The organism is Caballeronia temeraria (assembly GCF_001544795.2).
GTDB lineage: Bacteria > Pseudomonadota > Gammaproteobacteria > Burkholderiales > Burkholderiaceae > Caballeronia > Caballeronia temeraria.
This window is the reverse complement of record NZ_FCOI02000027.1, coordinates 65,513-88,702: the sequence shown is the minus strand read 5'-3', so window position 1 is coordinate 88,702 and position 23,190 is coordinate 65,513. Positions and strand designations below refer to the sequence as shown.

Genomic DNA, 23,190 nt, shown 5'->3' with positions numbered 1-23,190 from the left:
GACTTAATCGAAAGTGGGGAGCTTCTTGAGCGCGGCGATCATGTGCGCATTCTCTTCGGCGGTGCCGACCGTCAAACGCACGCAATTGGCCAGCAACGGGTGCATTTTACCCACGTTTTTTACCAAAACCCGCGAAGTCAGAAGGGTTTCGAAAGCGACTGCGGCGTCCGGAACGCGCACGAGCAGGAAATTGCCCGCGCTCGGGAAAACGGTCATGCCCGGCAACGCCGCCACGTCGCGCGCGAGTTTCGTGCGCTGCGCGCGCAGTTCGGCCGCCTGGGCGTCGAGCACGTCGAGGTGATCGAGCAGGAAATCGGCGGTCGCCTGCGTCAGCACGTTGATGTTGTACGGCGGGCGCACCTTGTCGAACTGCGTGATCCACGCGGGCCGTCCCGCCATGTAGCCGAGACGGATGCCCGCGAGCCCGAGCTTCGAGACGGTGCGCATCACGACGACGTTGTCGAACTCCGCCGCGCGCGGCATCCAGCTTTTTTCGGCGAACGGCTGATACGCCTCGTCGATCACGACGAGACTCTTCTTCGACGCGGCGATCACGCGTTCGATACCGGCGTCGTCGTACAGCGTGCCGGTCGGGTTGTTCGGATACGCGAGATAGACGAGCGCGGGCGCATGTTCGTCGATGGCGGCGACGAGCGCGTCGGCATCGAGCGTGAAGTCGGCCTTCAGCGGCACGCCGATGAACTCGAGATGCGCGAGCTTCGCCGACATTTCGTACATCACGAAGCCCGGCACCGGCGCCACGACCTTCGCGCCCGGCTTCGAGCACGCGACCGACATCATGCTGATGAGTTCGTCCGAACCGTTGCCGAGCAGTACGTCGCAGGCGTCGGGCACGTGCATCGTGCGCTTGATCTTCGCGAGCAACTGCGCCGGACGCGGCGCGGGATAGCGGTTCAGCGCGACGCCGGCGAGATGCTCGCCCAACGCCTTCGCGAGATCGCCGGGCAAGTTGAAGGGATTTTCCATCGCGTCGAGCTTGATCAGTCCCGTGGCGTCGGGCACGGGATAGCTCGTCATCGCGAGGACGTCGGGGCGGATGATGTCTTGGGATGTGGTCATGTTTTCCCGGCGTCTCTCTCACCGGTCAGGCGGCGGCTCTCAGGCCGCCTCGTTCATTCGGGCCGATTCGATTCAGCCGACTTTTTTCATCCGGTATTCAGCGCTCTTCGCGTGCGCCTGCAGGCCTTCGCCGTATGCCAGCTCCGCCGCGATTTCACCGAGCGTCTGCGCACCGTCCGCGCTCACTTCGATCACGCTCGAACGCTTCATGAAATCGTACACGCCGAGCGGCGACGAGAAGCGCGCCGTGCGCGACGTCGGCAGCACGTGATTCGGACCCGCGCAGTAATCGCCGAGGCTTTCGCTCGTGTAGCGGCCGAGGAACATCGCGCCTGCGTTGTGAATCTGCGCGGCCCACTGATGCGGATCGAGCGCGGAAATCTCCAGATGCTCCGGCGCGATGTCGTTCGCGATCGCGCACGCCTGCTCCATGTCCTTCACCTTGATGAGCGCACCGCGATCTTCGAGCGAACGCTGGATGACGTCGCGCCGCGGCATCGACGGCAGCAGTTCGACGATCGCGTCTTCCACGCGCTGGATGAAGTCGTCGTCCGGGCACAGCAGGATGGATTGCGCGAGCTCGTCGTGCTCGGCTTGCGAGAACAGGTCCATCGCGACCCAGCGCGGATCGGTGGTGGCGTCGCAGATCACGAGAATCTCGGACGGCCCCGCGATCATGTCGATGCCGACAGTGCCGAACACGCGACGCTTCGCCGATGCGACATACGCGTTGCCCGGACCGCAGATCTTGTCGACGGCGGGAACGCTTTGCGTGCCGTACGCGAGCGCGCCGACCGCCTGCGCGCCGCCGATCGTGAACACGCGATCCACGCCGCCGAGCAGCGCCGCCGCGAGCACGAGCGGATTCTTCACGCCGTCGGGCGTCGGCACGACCATCACGATTTCCTTCACGCCCGCGACGCGCGCCGGAATCGCGTTCATCAGCACCGACGACGGATACGCCGCCTTGCCGCCCGGCACGTAAATGCCCGCGCGATCGAGCGGCGTGACTTTCTGGCCGAGCACGGTGCCGTCGGCTTCCGTGTAGTGCCAGCTATGGCTGCCGCATTCGATGCGCTGCTTCTCGTGATAACCGCGCACGCGCGCCGCGGCCGCTTCGAGCGCCGCGCGGCGCTTCGGCTCCAGCCCTTCGAGCGCGGCTTCCATTTCGGACAGCGGCAGTTCGAGCGCGGCGACGCTTTGCGCCTTCAGACGATCGAACTTGTTGGTGTATTCGAGCACGGCTTCGTCGCCGCGCGCTTTCACGTCCGCGAGAATCTGCGCGACCGAGCGCTCGATCGCCTCATCCTCGCTCGCTTCGAACGCGAGGACCGCACGCAGCGCCTTCTGAAAACCATCGGCGCTGGAATCGAGTTTGCGAATCTTGATAGACATGCTGGTTTTCCGTTTTGCTGATGGCGCGCCGCGGCGTGCGGCTCGCCTAATTTCCTTTCGCCAGTGTCGCGCGCTCGAAGGCGTCGAGGTACGGCTTGAGCGCTGCGCGCTTCAGCTTGAGCGCCGCCTGATTCACGACGAGGCGCGATGAAATCTGCATGATCTCTTCGACTTCGACGAGGTTGTTCGCCCGCAGCGTGCCGCCCGAGCTGACCAGGTCGACGATCGCATCCGCGAGACCGACGAGCGGCGCGAGTTCCATCGAGCCGTACAGCTTGATCAGATCGACGTGCACGCCCTTCGCCGCGAAATGCTGCCGCGCGGTTTCCGTGTACTTCGTCGCGACCTTCAGACGCGCGCCCTGACGCACGGCGCTCGCGTAGTCGAAACCGTTCTTCACCGCGACCGACATGCGGCAACGCGCGATATCCAGATCGATCGGCTGATACAGACCGCCGCCGCCGTGTTCGATCAGCACGTCCTTACCCGCGACGCCGAAATCGGCCGCGCCGTATTCGACGTACGTGGGCACATCGGTTGCGCGCACGATGATCACGCGCAGATTCGGGTTCGTCGTCGGAAGAATGAGCTTGCGCGAGCTTTCCGGGTCCTCGGCCACCTGCACGCCGGCGGCGGCGAGCAGCGGCAGCGTTTCCTCGAAGATACGCCCTTTCGAGAGCGCGAGCGTGAGGGGCGCGCTCGGCTCGACCGACGACGACGTCTGCGGCAGCGAGCTCATTGCTCGCTCCCGCTGCCCTTGATGCGACGCACGTTCGCGCCGACGGCCGTCAGCTTCGATTCCATGCGGTCGTAGCCGCGATCCAGATGGTAGATGCGGTCGATGAGCGTCTCGCCGTCCGCGCACATCGCCGCGATTACGAGACTCGCCGACGCGCGCAGATCGGTCGCCATGACCTTCGCGCCCGACAGCTTCTCGACGCCGGCGACGAGCGCCGTATTGCCGTCGATGGTGATGTGCGCGCCCAGACGATTCAGCTCCTGCACGTGCATGAAGCGGTTCTCGAAGATCGTCTCGACGACTTGCGACGTGCCCTTCGCGATCGTGTTCAGCGCCATGAACTGCGCCTGCATGTCGGTCGGGAACGCTGGATATTCCGACGTGCGGATATTCACCGCGTCGGCGCGCTTCGCCATGCGCACGCGCATCCAGTCGTCGCCTTCCTCGATGCTCACGCCCGCTTCGCGCAGCTTGGCCGTCACGGCGTCCAGCAGATGCGTGCTCACGCGACGCAGCGTGACATCGCCGCCCGCGGCCGCGACCGCGCACAGGAACGTGCCCGCTTCGATGCGGTCCGGCACGACGTCGTGCTTCGCGCCATGCAGCTTGTCCACGCCTTGAATCACGAGCCGGTCCGTGCCGATACCGTCGATCTTCGCGCCCATCTTCACGAGCAGATGCGCGAGGTCCGACACTTCCGGCTCGCGCGCCGCGTTCTCGATGACCGTCTCGCCTTCGGCCAGCACCGCCGCCATCAGCAGATTTTCGGTGCCGGTGACCGTGATCATGTCGGTGATGATGCGCGCGCCCTTCAGACGCTTCGCGCGCGCTTCGATGAAGCCGTGCTCGATGTTGATCTCGGCGCCCATCGCCTGCAGGCCCTTGATGTGCTGATCGACCGGACGCGCACCGATCGCGCAGCCGCCGGGCAGCGACACCTTCGCTTCGCCGAAACGCGCGACGAGCGGACCGAGCACGAGAATCGACGCGCGCATGGTCTTGACCATTTCGTACGGCGCGACCAGTTTGTCGACCTTCGATGCGTTCAGGCTCACGCGCCCGTCGCCGGACACTTCGGACTGCACGCCCATCTGCCGCAGCAGCTTGACCATCGTGCGCACGTCCTGAAGATTCGGGACGTTCGACAGATGGACGTCGTCGGCGGTGAGAAGGCTTGCGCAAAGAATCGGCAGAGCCGCGTTCTTCGCACCCGAAACGGTGATTTCGCCGGAGAGCTTCGCGCCTCCCGTGATGACCAGTTTATCCATTGCTTGTCCTTCGACCGAGCTTCCAGCGGTGCCGTTTTCAGCGCCGCGATTGTCTTGAATGAATCGCACTCTTACTGCCTTTGTCTTTCCGGTGATGCCGGTGTTGCTTGGGTTAGTCGTATGACCTGATTGGCTTCGCCGGGTGGACTCAGGCCGGTTTCCACTCGTCGGGGGTGAGGGTCTTCATGCTGAGTGCATGAATCTCCTCGCGCATGCGCTCGCCGAGCGCCGCGTAAACCAGTTGATGACGCGCGATCAGCCGCTTGCCGACGAACGCGTCGCTCACGATGGTCGCAAAAAAATGCTGGCCGTCGCCTTCCACTTCCAGATGCTGGCAAGCGAGGCCTTTGGCGATGTAATCCTTCACCTGCTCCGGAGTGGGCAACATGGTGGAAGTCTCCTTGAGAATTAGTGACGCAGCTTGTAGCCGCTCGCGAGCAGTCGCACGGCGATCAACGCCAGCACGGCCAGAAATCCGCCGACGATGCCGAGGCTCACGAGCGGATCGACGTCGGACAGGCCGAAGAAGCCGTAGCGAAAGCCGTCGATCATGTAGAAGAACGGGTTCAGATGCGACACCGCGCGCCACAGCGGCGGCAGCGTATGTGTCGAGTAGAACACGCCGGAAAGAAACGTGAGCGGCATGATCAGGAAGTTCTGAAACGCGGCCAGTTGGTCGAATTTGTCGGCCCAGATGCCCGCGATCAGACCCAGCGTGCCGAGAATGCCCGAACCGAGAATCGCAAACGCGATGATGTAGAACGGCGCGGCGAACGACATCGGGATGAACCAGATCGTCACGATGAACACGCCAAAGCCGACGCACAATCCGCGCACGACCGACGCCAGCACGTACGCGAAGAACATTTCCCAATGCGCGATGGGCGGCAGCAGCACGAACACGAGATTGCCCGTGATCTTCGACTGGATCAGCGACGACGAACTGTTCGCGAACGCGTTTTGCAGCACGCTCATCATCACGAGGCCGGGCACGAGAAAGCTCGTGTAGCCGACGCCCGGATACACCTGCACATGCCCCGACAGCGCATGGCCGAAGATGGTCAGATACAAAAGCGCCGTCACGACCGGCGCGAGCACCGTCTGAAACGAGACCTTCCAGAAGCGCAGCAGCTCCTTGTAGAACAGCGTCTGGAAACCGCTCATGAAAGTCCCTCGACCACTTCCGGTTCGTTCATCACCTGCACGAACACGTCTTCCAGATCTGCCTTGCGCACTTCGATTTCATCGAACGTGCAGCCGGCCGCGCGGCATTTCGCGAGAATCGGCTCGACGTCGTCGTAGCTCGCGAGGCGAAGCAGATGTTGCGCGCCCGACACCGCGTGCGGATCGACTTCGAGCGCGCGCAAATCCGCTGGCAGTGCGCCGTTCGACAAACGCAAATACAGTTGCATGCCCGAGAAGCGCTGCAGCAGCGTGCTCGTGCGCTCGAGCGCGACGACCTCGCCGCGACGAAGCATCGCGAGCCGGTGGCACAGCGACTCGGCTTCTTCGAGATAGTGCGTGGTCAGCACGATCGTGTGGCCTTCGCGATTCAGGCGCGAAATGAACTTCCACAGCGTCTGGCGCAATTCGACATCGACGCCGGCAGTGGGCTCGTCGAGCACGATCACCGGCGGCCGGTGCACGAGCGCCTGCGCCACGAGCACGCGGCGCTTCATCCCGCCGGAGAGCGCGCGCGTGTTGACGTCGGCTTTCTCGGTGAGATCGAGATTGGCCATGACCTCGTCGATCCAGTCGTCGTTGTTGCGCAAGCCGAAATAGCCCGACTGGATGCGAAGCGACTCGCGCACGGTGAAGAAGGGATCGAACACCAGTTCCTGCGGCACGACGCCGAGCGCGCGGCGCGCAGCCCGGAAGTCGCTGACGACATCATGACCGCGCACGGAGATTGTGCCGCTATCGGCACGCGCAAGGCCGGCCAGAATGCTGATCAACGTGGTTTTGCCCGCGCCGTTGGGACCGAGCAAGCCGAAGAACTCGCCCTCTTCCACCGTGAGGCTCACGCCTTTGAGCGCCTGGAGATCCTTGTAGCGCTTCCTGACGTTTCGGATTTCTATGGCTGACATGGACAGTGCGCGCGCCTCGTGCGGCCGCGCCTCGATTGTGCGGATTTTCGCCTGACGGCCCGTCACTCAGACAAAAAGGGCCGGGTACGGGTCCGAAAAAAACGTTTGATTATAGGGCAAAGCTGCTGGAGCCGACTTCGGAGCGATCCTGTTTGCGGCAGCGAGCGGGCCGCCGCGTGCTGCGCGGAGTCAGGACAGGATCAATGTCGGAACGTGAGGAGCGTGTCGACGCCGTAGGCTCGCGCAAGACTGACGAGCCCGGAAGGAAGGTTGAAAACGCCCAGCGCGGCACCGCGCGCGGACGCGGCGCGCTGCCATGCGAGCAGCACGGCGAGCGCGGAGGAATCGAACTGCGTGAGTGGCGCGCAATCGACTTCGGTCGCGCCTGCCGCGATGCGCGACAGACCCGCGTCGAGCGCGGCCTTCGCGCTCTCGTGGGTCAGCGTCGCGGCCGTCTGGAAACGGCCGCCCGTGGCCGGCGTGCTCACGATGCCTTGCCGCTCGCGAGTTGCTGGTTACGCTGCGTCAGGAATTGCAGCAGACCGCCGACGCCGTTCTGCGAGATCTGCTCGTTGAATTGCTGCTGATACGCCTGGATCAGCCACGCGCCGAGCACGTTGATGTCGTACACGCGCCAGCCTTGCGCCGTCTTGTACAGGCGATAGTCGAGCTCGACCGGCGAGCCGTTGTTCATCACGACCGAGCGGACCACGACGTCGGTATCGTCCGGATTCGCGCGGAACGGCTTGTACTGGACCGTCTGGTTGCGCACCTGCGCGAGCGCGCCCGAATACGTGCGGATCAGCAGCATCTTGAACTGCTCGACGATCTGCTTCTGCTGCTCAGGCGTCGCCGAATTCCAGTTGCGGCCCATCACGAGACGCGTCGTGCGCGTGAAATCCGTGTACGGCAGGATCTTCTGGTTGACGAGTTCGGTGATCTTGTTGATGTCGCCCGACTGAATCTTCGGGTCCGACTTGATTTCGTCGAGAACCTGCTGCGTGACCGTCTTGATCATCACGTCGGGCGCGCTCGAATCGACGCTCTGCGCCGACGCCGTGCCGGCGAACGCCAGCAACATCGCAAAAATGGGGAGAAGCAAAAGTTTTTTCATCACAGACCCTGCAAAAGTAGAGGCTTCGTTTTGAGCGCGCCGCCCGAACCGAGTTCTGGCGGCATCGCATTCAAAGCGTAATAAATGTCGTTAGATATGTTACCGCGCGTTAGCAACAGCCCGCTCAACGCAAGCGGAATGAAGGGAAACCAGCCGGTGCACGCGGCGGAACGTACTCATTGCCCGGCACGGTATTTCTGGCGCCGCTCGCCGGTGTGGGTGCAGCCGCCGTGCCTGAAGCCGGCGTGGCCGTTGCCGATGCGCCTGCGGGAGCCGCCGCGCCCTCGTCGTCGTAAGTTGGCAGCGGCGCTTCACCATAATCCGGCGTGTTGCCGTCGCCGCCGGAGATCAGATATTGACGGCGCTGGAGATACGCATTGCGCACGAACGAGTATTTATCGAGTGCGGCATCGGCAAGCACGTCGGTCGCGCCTAGCAGATTCGCGCGCACGTTGACGAGATTCACGCCATAGAGCGCCCAGCTCACCGAATCCGGATGTACGTAGGTGAGCGGATTGCCCAAATAGTCGACGACGAGGCCTGCGGAATCCCGCACTGTGCTCGGCCCGAGCAAGGGCAGCACGACGAACGGGCCGGACGGCACGCCGTAGTGGCCGAGCGTCAGGCCGAAGTCGCCGGAGTGCTTCGGCAGCTTCGCGATGGTCGCGACGTCGAACAGACCACCGACGCCGAACAGCGTGTTGATCGCGACGCGCATGATGTCCGATACGCCGTCCGCAATCTTCAACTGCGCCAGATTGTTCGCGGCGATGTAGACGTCGCCGATATTCGAGAAGAAGTTGGTCACGCTGTTGCGCACCGGTTCCGGCACGGCCCACACGTAACCCTTCGCCACCGGCTTCAACGCGTATTGATCGACCGTGTCGTTGATCGTGAACATCGTCCGGTTGTAGCTCTCGAAGGGATCCCCTTTCGTCGGCGTCGTCACGGTCGCGCAACCGGTGAGCGCAACCACGCTCGCCATGACGATTGCGCGCCGCATCCCCATCCGCTGCATGTTCTTTCTCCTTATTGCGCCGCGCCGGACGCGCCCACCGCAGCCGATGCGCCCATCGCGCTCGCCGCGCCCGGGAAAGCCGGTGCGGGTGCGGGTGCGGGCGCTGCCGGCGCCGCCGGCGCTTTCGAGGCGCCGGAATCCGCCGCCTTGTTGTACAGGAACTGGCCGATCAGGTTTTCGAGCACCACGGCCGATTGCGTCATCGTGATCGTGTCGCCGCTCTTCAGCATCTGATCGTCGCCGCCCGGCTCGAGACCGATGTATTGCTCGCCGAGCAGGCCGGAGGTCAGGATCTTCGCGGAAGAGTCCTTCGGGAACTGGTACTGCTTGTCGATATCGATCGTCACGACGGCCTGATAGGTATTCGGGTCAAAGCCGATGCTGCCCACGCGCCCGACCGTCACGCCCGCGCTTTTCACGGGCGCGCGCGCCTTCAGCCCGCCGATGTTGTCGAACTTGAGTTTCACCGCGTAGGTTTGCTGGAACGACAGGGAGCTCATGTTGCCCGCCTTCAGCGCGAGAAAGAGCAGCGCCACGAAACCGAGCACCACGAAGAGGCCGACCCAAAAGTCGAGAGCAGTCTTTTTCATCGTCTTTCCAAAGAGAATCTTTCCGCAGATGGCGCGTGACGGTCTGTGCCCTTCACAACGCCCGCGCCTTGTCCGGCGCCTGCGCTTGGTTCGTTAGCTGAACATCAGTGCGGTGAGCAGGAAATCGAGCCCGAGCACGGCGAGAGACGCGTACACGACGGTTTTCGTCGTCGCTCGCGACACGCCTTCGGGCGTCGGTCTCGCCTCGTAGCCCTGGAACAACGCGATGAACGTCACCGCGAAGCCGAACACGATGCTCTTGATGACGCCGTTGCCGACATCGCGCCATACATCCACGCCGCCTTGCATCTGCGACCAGAACGCGCCCGGATCGACGCCGATCAGCATCACGCCGACGACATAGCCGCCGATAATGCCGACCGCGCTGAAAATGGCCGCCAGCACCGGCATGGCGACGATGCCCGCCCACATGCGCGGCGCGACGACCACTCTGAGCGGGTCGACCGCCATCATTTCCATCGCCGTGAGCTGCTCGCCGGCTTTCATCAAACCGATTTCGGCGGTGAGCGACGTCCCCGCACGCCCGGCGAACAGCAGCGCCGTGACGACCGGCCCGAGTTCGCGCACGAGCGACAGCGCGACCAGAAGGCCGAGCGCCTGCTCCGAACCATAGCGGCTCAACGTGTAGTAGCCCTGCAAGCCGAGCACGAAACCGACGAACAAGCCCGACACCGCGATGATGACGAGCGAATAATTGCCGACGAAGTGGATCTGTTTCGTGACGAGGCGCGGGCGGCGCAACAGCGGGAAAAATTCGACCACGAGGCGCAGGAACATGCGCGTTGCGTAGCCTGCGGTGCCGAAACCGTCGAGCACCCAGCGTCCGAGCGCGCTGATCATGCCTGCCCTCCGATGCCGAAATCCGCCGCGAGCGGCGTGCTCGCGTAGTGAAACTTGAAAGGTCCGTCCGGCGTGCCGTCGATGAACTGGCGCACCGTCGGATCCTGCGATGCGCGCAACTCCGCCGGCGTGCCTTCGGCGTGAATTCCGCCGTTCGCGATGAAATACACGTAGTCCGCAATCGCGAAGGACTCCGGCACATCGTGCGTAACGAGAATGGAGGTTGCGCCGAGCGCGTCGTTGATCGTGCGGATGAGCTGCGCCGTGATGCCGAGCGAGATGGGATCGAGACCGGCGAAGGGCTCGTCGTACATCATCAATTGGGGATCGAGCGCGATGGCGCGGGCGAGCGCGACGCGGCGCGCCATGCCGCCCGAAATCTCCGACGGCGCCAGATCGCGCGCGCCGCGCAGCCCGACCGCGTTCAGCTTCATCAGCACGAGGTCGCGGATCAGCGCTTCCGGCAGGTCCGTATGTTCGCGCAGCGGGAACGCCACGTTCTCGAACACGGTCTGGTCCGTGAACAGCGCGCCGAACTGAAACAGCATGCCCATTCTGCGGCGCAGCGCGTACAGGCCTTCGCGTGTCTGTGCGCCGATGTCCTGGTCGCCGAACAGGACCTTGCCGCGGCTCGCCTTCACGAGGCCGCCGATCAGACGCAAAGTCGTGGTCTTGCCGCAGCCTGAGCCACCCATGACCGCGACCACCTGACCACGCGTGAAACGCATGTTCAGGTTCGACAGAATGAGCCGGTCGCCGTAGCCGAAATCGACGTCGCGTAGCTCCAGCAGAGTCTCGGAGGAAGCAGGCACTGGGTAAGAGGATTCCGTTGACGCAAGAGGCCGAATTATAGGGCCTGCGCGCAATCGGTGCTTTGCCTAGGCGTGCTCCTCCTTGCTTTTGGGAATATTCACCGCTGACCGGCAAACATTTTTTGCAGTGACGAGATCGCTGCCGCCGTGTCCGGCGCTTCTGTGACCGCGCGCACGACCGCCGCGCTGCCGACGCCCGTCGCGAGCACATCGGGCATCACTTTCGCGTCGATCCCGCCGATCGCGACGAGCGGCACGCGGCCCGACAGCAGCTGCACGTAGCGCGTCAGCCGCGCGAGGCCCTGCGGCTTGGTCGGCATGACTTTCGTCGTCGTCGGGAAGACGGCGCCCAGCGCAAGATAGCTCGGCCTGAAATGCAGCGCGCGCAACATCTCGTAATAGCCGTGCGTCGAAAGACCGAGCCGCACGCCGGCTTTCGCGATCGCGTTCAGATCGGCGGTCTGCACGTCCTCCTGACCTAAATGCACGCCATACGCGCCCGCCGCGATCGCCTCGCGCCAGTGATCATTGATGAAAAGCTGCGCATCATGCCGGCGGCCCGCTTCGACAGAACGGGCGATTTCGCGCTGCAAGTCCGCGCTGTCGGTCGATTTGCGACGCAGTTGCGTCGTGCGCACGCCCAGCTCGAGAACGCGCTCGACCCAGTCGGCGCTCGGCAACACCGGATAGAGACCGAGCCGATCGGGGCACGCCGGAAAAGCGCGCTCGGGCGCGGCCGGCAAATCGGCGACGCGCGGAAAGGTCGCGAAATCGACGGGCCATGCGTCGTCCTTGTTCTCATCGCCCGCGCGCCAGGCGAGCGCGAGCGTAAGGGCGTCGTGCGGCTCGAAGTTGCAGTCGAGGAAAGCGGCGAGCGCGGCCAGCCAATCGTCCGACAAAACGCCTTCCAGCGCGAAACGCTCATCGCCACGACGCAGCGTGACGCGGTTGCCGTGCGCTTCCAGGATTGCCCCGCCGCCGTTCACGGCCACATCGGGCGCCTCGGTGAATACGACGATGTCATTCGCTTTCGGTGCTTCCGGCGCGGTCAGACAGATGCGCCAGCGCGTCTCAGCCGCCGGCCATTCGCCCAGACGCGCGCGAATGCGCTCGGCGACTTCGACGAGTTCGTCCGCCGGCGGCCAGAAAACTTCGCGATTCAGCAAGCTCACGCGGCACCTCCGTCCTGATGCCAGAACGGCATGCCGACGACCGGCGTGCTCGCCTGCGCGCTGTCTCGCTCGGCCATCGGACCGGCGAGGAACGCGGTGCGCCCGGCTTCGACGCCGAGCGCAAAGGCGCGCGCCATCTGCGGCGGGAAGGTTGCCTGCGAAACCGCCGTGTTGAGCAGCACGCCGTCGAAGCCCCACTCCATCACCTGACACGCATGCGACGGCACGCCCAGACCGGCATCGACGATCAGCGGCACATCCGGCAGGCGCTCCCGCAAGGTGCGCAGCCCGTACGGATTGGTCACGCCACGGCCGGTGCCGATCGGCGCGCCCCACGGCATCAGCGCCTCGCAGCCTGCATCGAGCAGACGCCGGCCGATGACCAGATCCTCCGTGCAGTACGGCAGCACCTTGAAGCCATCGCGGATGAGTTTCCCCGCCGCTTCGACGAGGCCGATCGGATCGGGCTGCAGCGTGTAGTCGTCGCCGATCAACTCCAGCTTGATCCACGGCGTTTCGAAGACTTCGCGCGCCATATGCGCCGTCGTCAGCACTTCATCGACGCTCTGACAGCCCGCCGTGTTCGGCAGGAGCGCAACGCCGTGGCGCTTCAATACGTCGAAAAAGCCGGCCTCGCCGGTCTCCGACTGGCGGCGCAGCGCGACGGTCACCATGCCCGGACGCGCGGCGTCGATGGAGTCGGAAAGCGATTGCAGCGACGGATAACGCGACGTGCCGAGCAGCACGCGGCTCGGAAACGTCTCGCCGTAGAGCGTGAGAACGTCGGCGGTGGAGATGGTCATGGTTCGATCCTTCGGTTCGGAATTCAGCCGCCCGCGACGGGCGACACGACGTCGAGCTTGTCGCCGGCGGCGAGCGTTTTCGTGGCGTGCTCGCCGCGCGCGACGAACTGGCCGTTCAGCGCGACCGCGAACGGCGGTTTCGCGCCGAACGCGGCGAGCGCGTCGGTGACGGTGGTGGCATCGGGCAGGTCGAAAACGCGCTGATTGATGTGGATGTTCATGGCTCGGGTCACTTGCTCAATGAGATAGCGCGGGCGCGGCCGAGAACTCGCCGTGCAGCAGTTCCGGCCAGCGCGCGGCGTCGCGGAAATCGGAGAAGGCGTCGGCATCGGCGATGTCGCCGGACACGAGCGCGTTTGCGAGACGGCACGCGGCATCCGCGACTTCCGGCGCGATCATGAAGCCGTGCCGATACAAACCGTTCACGCGCAAGGTCCGCGCCCCGTCCCAGACGATGGCCGGCCGATGATCCGGCAACGTCGGCCGGCAATGCGCGTTCAGCTCGAGAATGCGCGCCTCGCCGAAGCCCGGATGCACGGCGAACGCTGCGCTCAGCAGCTCGAGCGCGGAACGCACGCTGACCGGCGACATGTCCTCGCCCTCCACTTCCGTCGCGCCGATCACGTACAGATCGTGTTCCTTCGGCGCGATGTAGAGCGGATAGCGCGGATGCAGCAGCCGCACGGGCCGCGTGAGTCCGATGCCCGGCGCATGCACGCGCGCGACCTCGCCGCGGATGCCGCGCAGCGCGGGCCACGCGGGCTTGCCGCCGAGACCGCGGCAATCGACGATCCAGCGCGCGTCGGGCATCGCATCGACGGCGGTGTTCCAGTACGTGCGCACACCGCGCTCGGCGAGCCCGGCTGCGAGCGCGCGCAGCGCCTGACGGTTATCCAGCTGACCTTCGTTCGGCAGCAGCCAGCCCTGCGCGAAGCGCGTGCCGAGCGCCGGTTCGGCGTGCGCGATCTGCGCGCCCGCAAGCTTGACGAAGCCGCCGTCGAGCAGACCCGCGGGCGAATTGGCCTTCAGACGGCGCTCGAAAAGCGGCGCTTCGGCGCGATCGGCGCCATGCCAGACGACGAGCGTGCCGTTGCGCTGGAAGAAGACCGCCTCGGGCAATTGCGCGATGAGGCTCGGCCAGCGTTCGAGCGAAGCCGCCCCGAGCCCGACGACGAGCGGCTCCGCGCTCGCCGCCTCGGCGAGCGGCGCGAGCATGGCGGCGGCGACCCACGCGGCCGATTGCGTGCCTGCAGCGTCGCCGCGCTCGTAGAGCGCGACGTCGTGGCCCGCGCCCGCGAGCTGCCACGCGACGAGCCGTCCGACGAGCCCGCCGCCGACGACGGCGAAATCCGGCCGGCGCGCGGCGCCCTGATCGATTCTGTTCATCAATTCGATGTCTCCATATGCGCGACGCTGCGCTGCACGAAGGAGACGAGACACGCGATCTCGACCGTGCTGGCGCGACGCCACATCACGAGGACGAAATCAGCGGAGAGACCGGCTCGGCGGGGAAATGGACCGCGCCGGGCGCAAAGAAAGGACTGGAAGAGACTGGAGGAATGGCGCGAGGCTCGCGCGTTCTCCGGAAACTTCCCTCGCCGGTATTACCCGGATCGGGTGCAAAGGGTCTCTCTCAGCCTCGCCGCGCTGCCGGCCATTCCGGCCGCCGATGCACGCGAAGCACCCCTGTTTCGTCGAGGATCATTAAAACATGAAAGGCGAATGCGCTGCAAACCGGGATTGCCCGCCTTTTATCGTACGAGGCGGCACTCTGGCACAATGCCGCGAACATGGTTCGCCGAACGATCGCGCGAAATTAAGCGAGCGTTAAGCGAACCCCGGAACAATTTGCGGAGCCCGAAAACACCGCGCGCAGCCCGGCCGCGGACGTGACAATCGGGCGCCACGAGGCGCAACAGCAGGAAGCTCATGACCAACACTCGCACCGAAAGCACACAGCAGAAGGCCGACGAAGTCTCGGCGTGGAGCCTCATCAAGCCCTACTGGGTGTCGGAGGAGCGCGGCATCGCGTGGGGTCTGCTCGTCGCGATCATCGCGATCAACATGACGGTCGTCTGGATCAACGTCCGGCTCAACAGCTGGAACGCCGACTTCTACAACGCGCTGCAGAACAAGAACGTCAGGGACTTTCCGCATCTGCTGCTGATCTTCACCGGCCTCGCGTTCGCGTACATCCTGCTCGCGGTGTACGGGCGGTATCTGCGGCAGATGCTCGCGTTCCGCTGGCGCCAATGGCTCACCAACCGGTTCCTGGAGCAATGGCTCGGCGACAAGGCGTTCTACCGCATCGAGCGCGACCGTCTCGCCGACAACCCCGACCAGCGTATTTCCGACGATCTCCAGTCCTTCGCCACCACCACGCTTTCGCTGTCGCTCGACCTGCTTTCGACGCTCGTCACGCTCGTCACCTTCATCACGATTCTCTGGACCATCGCGGGCGCGCTGACCTTCTCGCTCGGCGGCACGCCGATCACGATTCCGGGCTACATGGTGTGGGCCGCCGCGCTCTACGCGATTCTCGGCTCGCTGATCATCCAGAAGGTCGGGCATCCGCTCGTGTCGATCAATTATCAGCAGCAGAAGGTGGAAGCGGATTTCCGTTTCGGCCTGATCCGCGTGCGCGAGAACGCCGAGCAGATCGCTTTCTACGACGGCATCTCCACCGAAACGGCGAATGCGAAGACCATCTTCCAGCGCATCCGCGACAACTGGTGGCTGATCATGAAGTACACGAAGCGCATGACCTTCGTGCTTTCCTTCTACGGACAGATCGCGATCATCTTTCCGATCATGGTCGCCGCGCCGCGTTACTTCGCGGGCGCGTTTTCGTTCGGCGTGCTGATGCAGATTTCATCGGCGTTCGGCACGGTCAGCGATTCGTTTTCCTGGTTCATCAACAGTTATTCGACGTTGGTCGAATGGCGCGCCACCGTCAATCGTCTGCGCGAATTCAAGCGCGTGATGCGCTCGACGCATATCCGCGAGGAAACGTCGCCGGCGACGGAACATGGCGGCATCAACCTGCATTACACGAGCACGCCGTCGCTCACGACGAACGGACTCGTGCTCGCGCTGCCCAACGGCACGCCGCTTTCGCGTGTGGCGAATGTGTCGATCGAGCCGGGATCGCGGTGGCTGGTCGTCGGTCCTTCGGGGTCGGGCAAGAGCACCTTGATGCGCGCGCTCGCGGGCTTGTGGCCGTTCGGCGACGGCACGATCGATGCGCCCGTCGACGCGAAGATGATGTTCATCCCGCAGATGAGCTATCTGCCGATCGGGACGTTGCGCGCGGCGCTGTCGTATCCGTCGGCGGGCGGCACGTTCGGCGATGAAGAATCGCGCGAAGTGCTGCGTCTGTGCAATCTCGAAGCGTATGCGGACCGGCTGGACGAAAGCGCGCATTGGGCGCGGAGCCTGTCGCCGGGTGAGCAACAGCGGCTCGCCGCCGCGCGCGTGCTGCTGCACAAGCCGGACTTCGTGTTCCTCGACGAAGCCACGAGCGCGCTCGATGCGGAGAACGAGCTGCATATCTACAACACGCTCGTCGAACGGCTGCCGAAGGCGGCGATATTGAGTGTGGCGCATCGCGAGTCGGTGGCGATGTTCCATGATTACAAGATCGAGATCGAGAGGGCGATGGCGGAGGTTTGAGCCGCGCAATCCCAAAGCAAAAAGGCCACGCAATCGCGTGGCCTTCTTACGTGAAGCGTCGAACTCCACTTACCGCGGCAACTCGCTGCTGCCCATCAGATACGCATCCACCGACCTCGCGCACTGACGTCCTTCACGAATCGCCCAGACGACCAGCGACTGACCGCGACGCATATCGCCCGCCGTGAACACCTTGTCCACCGACGTGTAATACGCCTTGTCGCCCTCGGTCGCGGCGCGCACGTTGCCACGCGCATCCTTCTCGACGCCGAACGCATCCAGCACCGGCGAAACCGGCTGCGTGAAGCCCATCGCGAGCAGCACGAGATCGGCCTTCATCTCGAACTCGGAATTCGGCACTTCCTGCATCTTGCCGCCCTTCCACTCGACGCGCACCGCGATCAGCTTCTCGACCTTGCCGTTCTTGCCTTCGAAGCGCTTCGTCGCGACCGACCAGTCGCGCTCGCAGCCTTCCTCATGCGACGACGACGTGCGCAGCTTGATCGGCCAGTACGGCCACACGAGCGGCTTGTTCTCTTCCTCGGGCGGCTGCGCGAGCAGTTCGAACTGCGTCACGCCCTTCGCGCCATGTCGATTCGACGTGCCCACGCAATCCGAACCCGTATCGCCACCGCCGATCACGACGACATGCTTGCCCTTCGCGAGCAGCTGGTCCGTGAGCTTGTCGCCCGCGTTGACCTTGTTCTGCTGCGGCAGGAATTCCATCGCGTAGTAGATGCCTTCGAGCTCGCGCCCCGGCACCGGCAGATCGCGCGGCGTTTCCGAACCGCCCGCGATCACGACCGCGTCGAACTGTTCCTTCAGTTCGTCCGGCGTGATGGTTTCCTTCGCCGTATTCGCGATGTATTCCGGCAGCGCATCGCGGCCGATGAACACGTTCGTGCGGAACGACACGCCTTCCGCTTCCATCTGGCGCATGCGGCGGTCGATCAGCCACTTCTCCAGCTTGAAGTCGGGGATGCCGTAACGCAGCAGACCGCCGATGCGATCGTTCTTCTCGAACACGACGACTTCATGGCCCGCGCGCCCGAGTTGCTGCGCGGCGGCCAGCCCAGCCGGACCCGAACCGACGACGGCCACTTTCTTGCCCGTCTTGTGCTTCGGCGGCTGCGGCACGACCCAGCCTTCCGTGAAAGCCTTGTCGATGATCGCGTGCTCGATCGACTTGATGCCGACCGGATCGTCGTTGATGCCGAGCGTGCACGCCGCTTCGCACGGCGCCGGGCAGATGCGGCCCGTGAACTCCGGAAAGTTGTTGGTCGAATGCAGCACGTTGATCGCGCTCTTCCAGTCTTGCTGGAACACGAGATCGTTGAAGTCCGGGATGACGTTGTTGACCGGGCAGCCGTTGTTGCAGAACGGGATGCCGCAATCCATGCAGCGCGCGCCTTGAACCTTCGCGTCTTCATCGGTCAGTGCAGCGACGAATTCCTTGTAATGCTTGACGCGGGTCAGCGGTGCTTCGTACGCCTCGTGGCGGCGTTCGAACTCGAGAAAACCGGTTGCCTTGCCCATTTCTTTCTCTATGTACAGTGAGGGACCTGCTTCCCGATGCACTCGCATCGGGAAGGCCTTCTATATTTACAAACCGCTTAAGCCGCGACCGCTTCCTTGCCCTTCTTCGCGCCGAGCTCGGTGAGCGCGCGCTTGTACTCGGTCGGGAACACCTTCACGAACTGACGGCGAGCCGAATCCCAGTTTTCGAGCAGCGACTTCGCGCGCGGCGAGCCGGTGAACTGGAAGTGACGTTCGATCAGGCCCTTGAGCAGTGCTTCGTCGGTCTTGCCGGCATGCCACAGCGCGCGGTCCACCGTGCGCTCCTGTTCGGCTTGCTGCAACACAGGATCGAGCGCAACCATCGACTTGTTGCACTTGCCCGCGAACGCGCCTTCCGGGTCGTACACGAACGCGATGCCGCCCGACATGCCCGCCGCGAAGTTGCGGCCCGTCTCGCCGAGCACGACCACCGTGCCGCCCGTCATGTATTCGCAGCCGTGATCGCCCGTGCCTTCGACGACCGCCGTCGCGCCAGAGTTACGCACGCAGAAGCGCTCGCCCGCGACGCCGCGGAAGTACGATTCGCCTTCGATCGCGCCGTACATCACCGTGTTGCCGCAGATGATGTTTTCCTCGGACTTGCCGCGGAAGTCGTTGGTCGGGCGAATGATGATGCGCCCGCCCGACAGGCCCTTGCCGACGTAGTCGTTGCCGTCGCCGACGAGATCCAGCGTCACGCCCTTCGCGAGGAACGCGCCGAAGCTCTGGCCCGCCGTGCCCTTCAACTGGATGTGGATCGAGTCGTCGGGGAGGCCATCATGACCGTGCTTCTTCGCGATGAGGCCGGACAGCATCGCGCCGACCGTGCGGTTCACGTTGCGCACCGGCTGAATGAACGACACATGCTCGCCCTTCTCGATCGCCGCTTTCGACTTCTCGATCAGCACATGATCGAGCGCCTTGTCGAGACCGTGATCCTGCACGTCGACATGCTTGCGCGCGACGTCTTCGCCCACCGGCACCTGATAGAAGATGCGCGAGAAGTCGAGACCCTTCGCCTTCCAGTGCTCGATGCCCTTCTTCATGTCGAGCAGATCGACGCGGCCGATCAGATCATCGAACTTGCGGATGCCGAACTGCGCCATGATTTCGCGCACTTCTTCCGCGACGAAGAAGAAGAAGTTGACGACGTGTTCCGGCTGGCCGGAGAACTTCGCGCGCAGCACCGGATCTTGCGTCGCGACGCCGACCGGGCACGTGTTCAGATGGCACTTGCGCATCATGATGCAGCCTTCGACGACGAGCGGCGCCGTCGCGAAGCCGAATTCGTCCGCACCGAGCAGCGCGCCGATCACGACATCGCGGCCGGTCTTCATCTGACCGTCCGCCTGCACGCGGATACGGCCGCGCAGACGGTTCAGCACCAGCGTCTGCTGCGTTTCGGCGAGGCCGAGTTCCCACGGCGTGCCCGCGTGCTTGAGCGACGACAAGGGCGACGCGCCCGTGCCGCCGTCATGACCCGCGATCACGACGTGATCCGCCTTCGCCTTCGCGACACCCGCCGCGACCGTGCCGACACCGACTTCCGACACCAGCTTCACCGAAATGCTCGACGACGAATTCACGTTCTTCAGATCGTGAATGAGCTGCGCGAGATCTTCGATCGAATAGATGTCGTGGTGCGGCGGCGGCGAAATCAGGCCGACGCCCGGCACCGAATAACGCAGCTTGCCGATGTAATCGGACACCTTGTGGCCCGGCAGCTGACCGCCTTCGCCCGGCTTCGCGCCCTGCGCCATCTTGATCTGGATCTGATCCGCCGACGACAGATATTCCGCCGTCACGCCGAAACGGCCCGACGCGACCTGCTTGATCTTCGAGCGCAGCGAATCGCCGTCCTTCAGCGGGATGTCGGTGACGACTTCCTTGCCGATGATCGATTGCAGCGTGTCGCCGTTCTTGATCGGAATGCCGCGCAATTCGTTGCGATAACGCGTTTCGTCCTCGCCGCCTTCGCCGGTGTTCGACTTGCCGCCGATGCGGTTCATCGCGACGGCGAGCGTGGCGTGCGCTTCCGTGCTGATCGAGCCGAGTGACATTGCGCCGGTGGCGAAGCGCTTGACGATGTCCTTCGCCGATTCGACTTCATCGAGCGCAATGGCCTTCGACGGCGACACCTTGAATTCGAACAGACCGCGGAACGTCATGTGACGCTTCGTCTGGTCGTTGATGATGTGCGCGTATTCCTTGTACGTCTGATACGAATTGCTGCGCGCCGAGTGTTGCAGCTTGGCGATCGCATCCGGCGTCCACATGTGCTCTTCGCCGCGCACGCGGTACGCGTACTCGCCGCCCGCGTCGAGCATGGTCGCAAGAACCGGGTTGTCGCCGAATGCTTCGCGATGCAGGCGAATCGCTTCTTCCGCCACTTCGAAGATGCCGATGCCGCCGACCTTCGTCGCCGTGCCCTTGAAGTACTTCTCGACGAGTTCCGTCGACAGGCCCACGCCTTCGAAAATCTGCGCGCCGGTGTAGGACATGTACGTCGAAATGCCCATCTTCGACATGACCTTCAGCAGCCCCTTGCCGACCGCCTTCGTGAAGTTGTAGATGACCTTGTCCGCCGAGAGATCGCCCTTGAAGCCATCGGCCATGTTGGCGAGCGTTTCCAGCGCGAGGTACGGGTGCACGGCTTCCGCGCCGTAGCCCGCGAGCAGCGCGAAGTGGTGCGTCTCGCGCGCCGAGCCCGTCTCCACGACGAGACCCGTGCTCGTGCGCAGACCGTGCGCGACGAGATGCGAGTGGATCGCCGACGTGGCGAGCAGCGCCGGGATCGCGACGTTATCGCGGTCCATCTTGCGGTCCGACACGATCAGGATGTTGTAACCGGAGCGCACGGCATCCACGGCTTCCGCGCACAGCGACGCGATGCGTGCCTCGATGCCTTCCTTGCCCCACGCCGCCGGATAGCAGATGTTCAGTTCGTACGAGCTGAACTTGCCGCCGGTGTACTTGTCGATCGCGCGGATCTTCGCGATGTCCTTGAAGTCGAGCACGGGCTGCGACACTTCGAGGCGCATCGTCGGGTTGATGTTGGTCGTGTCGAGCAGATTCGGCTTCGGACCGATGAACGAGTTGAGCGACATGACGAGGTTCTCGCGGATCGGGTCGATCGGCGGGTTCGTCACTTGCGCGAACAACTGCTTGAAGTAGTTGTAGAGCGTCTTGTTCTTGTTGGACATGACCGCGAGCGGCGAGTCGTTGCCCATCGAGCCGACGGCCTCTTCGCCCGATTGCGCCATCGGCGCCATCAGGAACTTGAGGTCTTCCTGCGTGTAGCCGAACGCCTGCTGGCGGTCCAGCAGCGCGGCGGCTTCGCGGCGCTGCGTCTCGACGTCGTCCGCCTTCGGCTCGATTTCATCGAGCTTGATGCGCACGGCGTCGATCCAGCTCTTGTACGGCTTCGCGTTGGACAGGTTGTCCTTCAGCTCCTTGTCCTCGATGATGCGGCCCTGCTCCATGTCGATCAGGAACATCTTGCCCGGCTGCAGACGCCACTTCTTGACGATCTTCGACTCGGGAATCGGCAGCACGCCGGATTCCGACGCGAGGATCACGAGATCGTCGTCGGTGACGAGATAGCGCGCCGGACGCAGACCGTTACGGTCGAGCGTCGCGCCGATCTGGCGGCCGTCCGTGAACGCGATCGCGGCGGGGCCGTCCCACGGCTCCATCATCGCGGCGTGGTACTCGTAGAACGCGCGGCGGTTGTCGTCCATCAGCGTGTGCTGTTCCCAGGCTTCCGGGATCATCATCATCATCGCGTGGACGAGCGGATAACCGGCCATGACGAGCAGTTCGAGACAGTTGTCGAACGACGCCGTGTCCGACTGGCCCGGATAGATCAGCGGCCAGAGCTTCGGCAGATCGTCGCCGAGCACGTACGAAGCGATCGCGCCGGTGCGCGCGTTCAGCCAGTTGACGTTGCCCTTCACGGTGTTGATTTCACCGTTATGCGCGATCATGCGATACGGGTGCGCGAGTTCCCACGCCGGGAACGTGTTCGTCGAGAAGCGCTGGTGTACGAGCGCGAGCGCCGACACGACGCGCTCGTCCTGCAGGTCGCGGTAATACACGCCGACCTGACCGGCGAGCAGCAGACCCTTGTAGACGACCGTGCGCGACGACATCGACGGCACGAAATATTCCTTGCCGTGCTTGAGCTTGAGCGCCTGGATGCGATGGCTCGCCGTCTTGCGGATGATGTACAGCTTGCGCTCGAGCGCGTCCGTCACGACGATGTCCTTGCCGCGGCCGATGAAAATCTGGCGGATCAGCGGCTCGCTCGCCTTCACGGTCGGCGAAATGGGCATGGCGGAATCCACCGGCACGTCGCGCCAGCCGAGCACGACCTGACCTTCGGCCTTGACCGTGCGCTCCAGCTCCTGCTCGCACGCGAGACGCGAAGCGTGCTCTTTCGGCAGGAAGATCATGCCGACGCCGTACTCGCCAGCCGGCGGCAACGTCACGCCCTGCTTGGCCATTTCCTCGCGATAGAAGCCGTCCGGCACCTGGATCAGGATGCCGGCGCCGTCGCCCATCAGCGGATCGGCGCCCACCGCGCCGCGGTGGTCCAGATTCTCAAGAATCTTGAGACCCTGCTGAATGATCTCGTGGCTCTTTTTTCCCTTGATATGGGCGACGAAGCCGACGCCGCACGCGTCGTGTTCGTTCGCAGGGTCGTACATGCCCTGCGCGGCGGGAAGCGAACCGGCTGCCGGCTGCTGATGATCGTTCATGGGGACACCGTCTCTACTGTGAGGGGCCGATTCGACTCGGCCGTTGAACCATTTTCTTGTCGCTTGCGACGACTTTTTTCAACTTCATGTGTCACGAAGCACGGTCGTGCGCGGCACGCTGCACCGCGGCATTCGCCGGAAATCGAAATATACGCGACGAATCAAAGCGGTGGCAAATAAAACTTGATGATATGACACCAATTATCGATATGGTGCAAACACGCCCCAATATATTGGGGCCGCATCAATAGCGGTGAAAAAG

General features: G+C 64.0%; 20 protein-coding genes and 1 riboswitch. Of the genes, 1 reads left to right on the top strand and 19 read right to left on the bottom strand.

What is annotated here, in order from left to right:
• Positions 1 to 3: 3 nt before the first annotated feature.
• The 17 genes from hisC to AWB76_RS29250 all read right to left on the bottom strand — a co-directional run bounded on the left by hisC (position 4) and on the right by AWB76_RS29250 (position 14,325).
• Positions 4 to 1,080: a histidinol-phosphate transaminase gene (hisC, locus tag AWB76_RS29330; protein WP_061163610.1), complete on the bottom strand. Its 1,077-nt coding sequence runs from the start codon at positions 1,078 to 1,080 to the stop codon at positions 4 to 6.
• A gap of 72 nt (positions 1,081 to 1,152) precedes the next feature.
• Positions 1,153 to 2,475, bottom strand: coding sequence for a histidinol dehydrogenase (hisD, locus tag AWB76_RS29325; RefSeq protein WP_061163609.1), 1,323 nt, complete (start codon positions 2,473 to 2,475; stop codon positions 1,153 to 1,155).
• Between the two features lie 46 nt (positions 2,476 to 2,521).
• Positions 2,522 to 3,214, bottom strand: a complete 693-nt coding sequence (gene hisG, locus AWB76_RS29320; protein ID WP_061163608.1) for an ATP phosphoribosyltransferase — start codon at positions 3,212 to 3,214, stop codon at positions 2,522 to 2,524.
• Positions 3,211 to 4,482, bottom strand: coding sequence for a UDP-N-acetylglucosamine 1-carboxyvinyltransferase (gene murA, locus AWB76_RS29315; protein WP_061163632.1), 1,272 nt, complete (start codon positions 4,480 to 4,482; stop codon positions 3,211 to 3,213). The genes hisG and murA overlap by 4 nt, the downstream gene beginning before the upstream one ends.
• 148 nt (positions 4,483 to 4,630) lie before the next feature.
• Positions 4,631 to 4,870: a BolA family protein gene (locus tag AWB76_RS29310; protein ID WP_061149493.1), complete on the bottom strand. Its 240-nt coding sequence runs from the start codon at positions 4,868 to 4,870 to the stop codon at positions 4,631 to 4,633.
• A 20-nt stretch (positions 4,871 to 4,890) separates the two neighbouring features.
• Positions 4,891 to 5,646 (bottom strand): ABC transporter permease, encoded by a 756-nt coding sequence (locus tag AWB76_RS29305; RefSeq protein ID WP_061163607.1) that lies wholly within the window; start codon positions 5,644 to 5,646, stop codon positions 4,891 to 4,893.
• Positions 5,643 to 6,569 (bottom strand): ABC transporter ATP-binding protein, encoded by a 927-nt coding sequence (locus tag AWB76_RS29300; protein ID WP_061163631.1) that lies wholly within the window; start codon positions 6,567 to 6,569, stop codon positions 5,643 to 5,645. The genes AWB76_RS29305 and AWB76_RS29300 overlap by 4 nt, the downstream gene beginning before the upstream one ends.
• 200 nt (positions 6,570 to 6,769) lie before the next feature.
• Positions 6,770 to 7,057 carry an STAS domain-containing protein gene (locus AWB76_RS29295; RefSeq protein ID WP_082864557.1) on the bottom strand — a complete coding sequence of 96 codons (288 nt, stop codon included), beginning with the start codon at positions 7,055 to 7,057 and terminating at the stop codon, positions 6,770 to 6,772.
• Positions 7,054 to 7,683, bottom strand: coding sequence for an MlaC/ttg2D family ABC transporter substrate-binding protein (locus AWB76_RS29290; RefSeq protein ID WP_061163605.1), 630 nt, complete (start codon positions 7,681 to 7,683; stop codon positions 7,054 to 7,056). Before AWB76_RS29290 ends, AWB76_RS29295 begins: the two co-directional genes overlap by 4 nt.
• Before the next feature lie 124 nt (positions 7,684 to 7,807).
• Entirely contained in the window at positions 7,808 to 8,701 is an 894-nt protein-coding gene (locus AWB76_RS29285; RefSeq protein WP_061163604.1) for an MlaA family lipoprotein, read from the bottom strand.
• Positions 8,702 to 8,712: 11 nt separating this feature from the next.
• Entirely contained in the window at positions 8,713 to 9,291 is a 579-nt protein-coding gene (gene mlaD / locus AWB76_RS29280; RefSeq protein ID WP_061163603.1) for an outer membrane lipid asymmetry maintenance protein MlaD, read from the bottom strand.
• A 93-nt stretch (positions 9,292 to 9,384) separates the two neighbouring features.
• Positions 9,385 to 10,152: a lipid asymmetry maintenance ABC transporter permease subunit MlaE gene (gene mlaE, locus AWB76_RS29275; protein ID WP_061163602.1), complete on the bottom strand. Its 768-nt coding sequence runs from the start codon at positions 10,150 to 10,152 to the stop codon at positions 9,385 to 9,387.
• Positions 10,149 to 10,964, bottom strand: coding sequence for an ABC transporter ATP-binding protein (locus AWB76_RS29270; protein ID WP_061163601.1), 816 nt, complete (start codon positions 10,962 to 10,964; stop codon positions 10,149 to 10,151). The genes mlaE and AWB76_RS29270 overlap by 4 nt, the downstream gene beginning before the upstream one ends.
• Positions 10,965 to 11,062: 98 nt before the next feature.
• Positions 11,063 to 12,136, bottom strand: a complete 1,074-nt coding sequence (thiE, locus tag AWB76_RS39495; RefSeq protein WP_074171431.1) for a thiamine phosphate synthase — start codon at positions 12,134 to 12,136, stop codon at positions 11,063 to 11,065.
• Positions 12,133 to 12,939, bottom strand: coding sequence for a thiazole synthase (locus AWB76_RS29260; RefSeq protein ID WP_061163600.1), 807 nt, complete (start codon positions 12,937 to 12,939; stop codon positions 12,133 to 12,135). The genes thiE and AWB76_RS29260 overlap by 4 nt, the downstream gene beginning before the upstream one ends.
• A 23-nt stretch (positions 12,940 to 12,962) precedes the next feature.
• Positions 12,963 to 13,160, bottom strand: coding sequence for a sulfur carrier protein ThiS (gene thiS / locus AWB76_RS29255; RefSeq protein WP_008344107.1), 198 nt, complete (start codon positions 13,158 to 13,160; stop codon positions 12,963 to 12,965).
• Positions 13,161 to 13,176: 16 nt separating this feature from the next.
• Positions 13,177 to 14,325, bottom strand: a complete 1,149-nt coding sequence (locus tag AWB76_RS29250) for an FAD-dependent oxidoreductase (RefSeq protein WP_061163599.1) — start codon at positions 14,323 to 14,325, stop codon at positions 13,177 to 13,179.
• Between the two features lie 187 nt (positions 14,326 to 14,512).
• Positions 14,513 to 14,637, bottom strand: a riboswitch (TPP riboswitch).
• A 231-nt stretch (positions 14,638 to 14,868) separates the two neighbouring features.
• Between AWB76_RS29250 and AWB76_RS29245 the strand changes: the two genes are divergently transcribed.
• Positions 14,869 to 16,611: an ABC transporter ATP-binding protein/permease gene (locus AWB76_RS29245; protein ID WP_061163598.1), complete on the top strand. Its 1,743-nt coding sequence runs from the start codon at positions 14,869 to 14,871 to the stop codon at positions 16,609 to 16,611.
• A 69-nt stretch (positions 16,612 to 16,680) separates the two neighbouring features.
• Here the strand turns inward: AWB76_RS29245 and AWB76_RS29240 are convergent, their stop codons facing one another.
• Positions 16,681 to 18,147, bottom strand: a complete 1,467-nt coding sequence (locus AWB76_RS29240; RefSeq protein WP_061163597.1) for a glutamate synthase subunit beta — start codon at positions 18,145 to 18,147, stop codon at positions 16,681 to 16,683.
• A 77-nt stretch (positions 18,148 to 18,224) separates the two neighbouring features.
• Positions 18,225 to 22,928 (bottom strand): glutamate synthase-related protein, encoded by a 4,704-nt coding sequence (locus AWB76_RS29235; protein ID WP_061163596.1) that lies wholly within the window; start codon positions 22,926 to 22,928, stop codon positions 18,225 to 18,227.
• Between the last annotated feature and the right edge of the window lie 262 nt (positions 22,929 to 23,190).

Coding starts and splice junctions, on each gene's coding strand:
- AWB76_RS29290 (WP_061163605.1), bottom strand. CDS start 7,683: ATGAAAAAACTTTTGCTTCTCCCCATTTTTGCGATGTTGCTGGCGTTC.
- AWB76_RS29285 (WP_061163604.1), bottom strand. CDS start 8,701: ATGCAGCGGATGGGGATGCGGCGCGCAATCGTCATGGCGAGCGTGGTT.
- AWB76_RS29240 (WP_061163597.1), bottom strand. CDS start 18,147: ATGGGCAAGGCAACCGGTTTTCTCGAGTTCGAACGCCGCCACGAGGCG.
- murA (WP_061163632.1), bottom strand. CDS start 4,482: ATGGATAAACTGGTCATCACGGGAGGCGCGAAGCTCTCCGGCGAAATC.
- hisC (WP_061163610.1), bottom strand. CDS start 1,080: ATGACCACATCCCAAGACATCATCCGCCCCGACGTCCTCGCGATGACG.
- AWB76_RS29260 (WP_061163600.1), bottom strand. CDS start 12,939: ATGACCATCTCCACCGCCGACGTTCTCACGCTCTACGGCGAGACGTTT.
- AWB76_RS29305 (WP_061163607.1), bottom strand. CDS start 5,646: ATGAGCGGTTTCCAGACGCTGTTCTACAAGGAGCTGCTGCGCTTCTGG.
- AWB76_RS29300 (WP_061163631.1), bottom strand. CDS start 6,569: ATGTCAGCCATAGAAATCCGAAACGTCAGGAAGCGCTACAAGGATCTC.
- hisG (WP_061163608.1), bottom strand. CDS start 3,214: ATGAGCTCGCTGCCGCAGACGTCGTCGTCGGTCGAGCCGAGCGCGCCC.
- AWB76_RS29235 (WP_061163596.1), bottom strand. CDS start 22,928: ATGAACGATCATCAGCAGCCGGCAGCCGGTTCGCTTCCCGCCGCGCAG.
- AWB76_RS29245 (WP_061163598.1), top strand. CDS start 14,869: ATGACCAACACTCGCACCGAAAGCACACAGCAGAAGGCCGACGAAGTC.
- mlaD (WP_061163603.1), bottom strand. CDS start 9,291: ATGAAAAAGACTGCTCTCGACTTTTGGGTCGGCCTCTTCGTGGTGCTC.
- AWB76_RS29250 (WP_061163599.1), bottom strand. CDS start 14,325: ATGAACAGAATCGATCAGGGCGCCGCGCGCCGGCCGGATTTCGCCGTC.
- thiS (WP_008344107.1), bottom strand. CDS start 13,160: ATGAACATCCACATCAATCAGCGCGTTTTCGACCTGCCCGATGCCACC.
- AWB76_RS29310 (WP_061149493.1), bottom strand. CDS start 4,870: ATGTTGCCCACTCCGGAGCAGGTGAAGGATTACATCGCCAAAGGCCTC.
- hisD (WP_061163609.1), bottom strand. CDS start 2,475: ATGTCTATCAAGATTCGCAAACTCGATTCCAGCGCCGATGGTTTTCAG.
- mlaE (WP_061163602.1), bottom strand. CDS start 10,152: ATGATCAGCGCGCTCGGACGCTGGGTGCTCGACGGTTTCGGCACCGCA.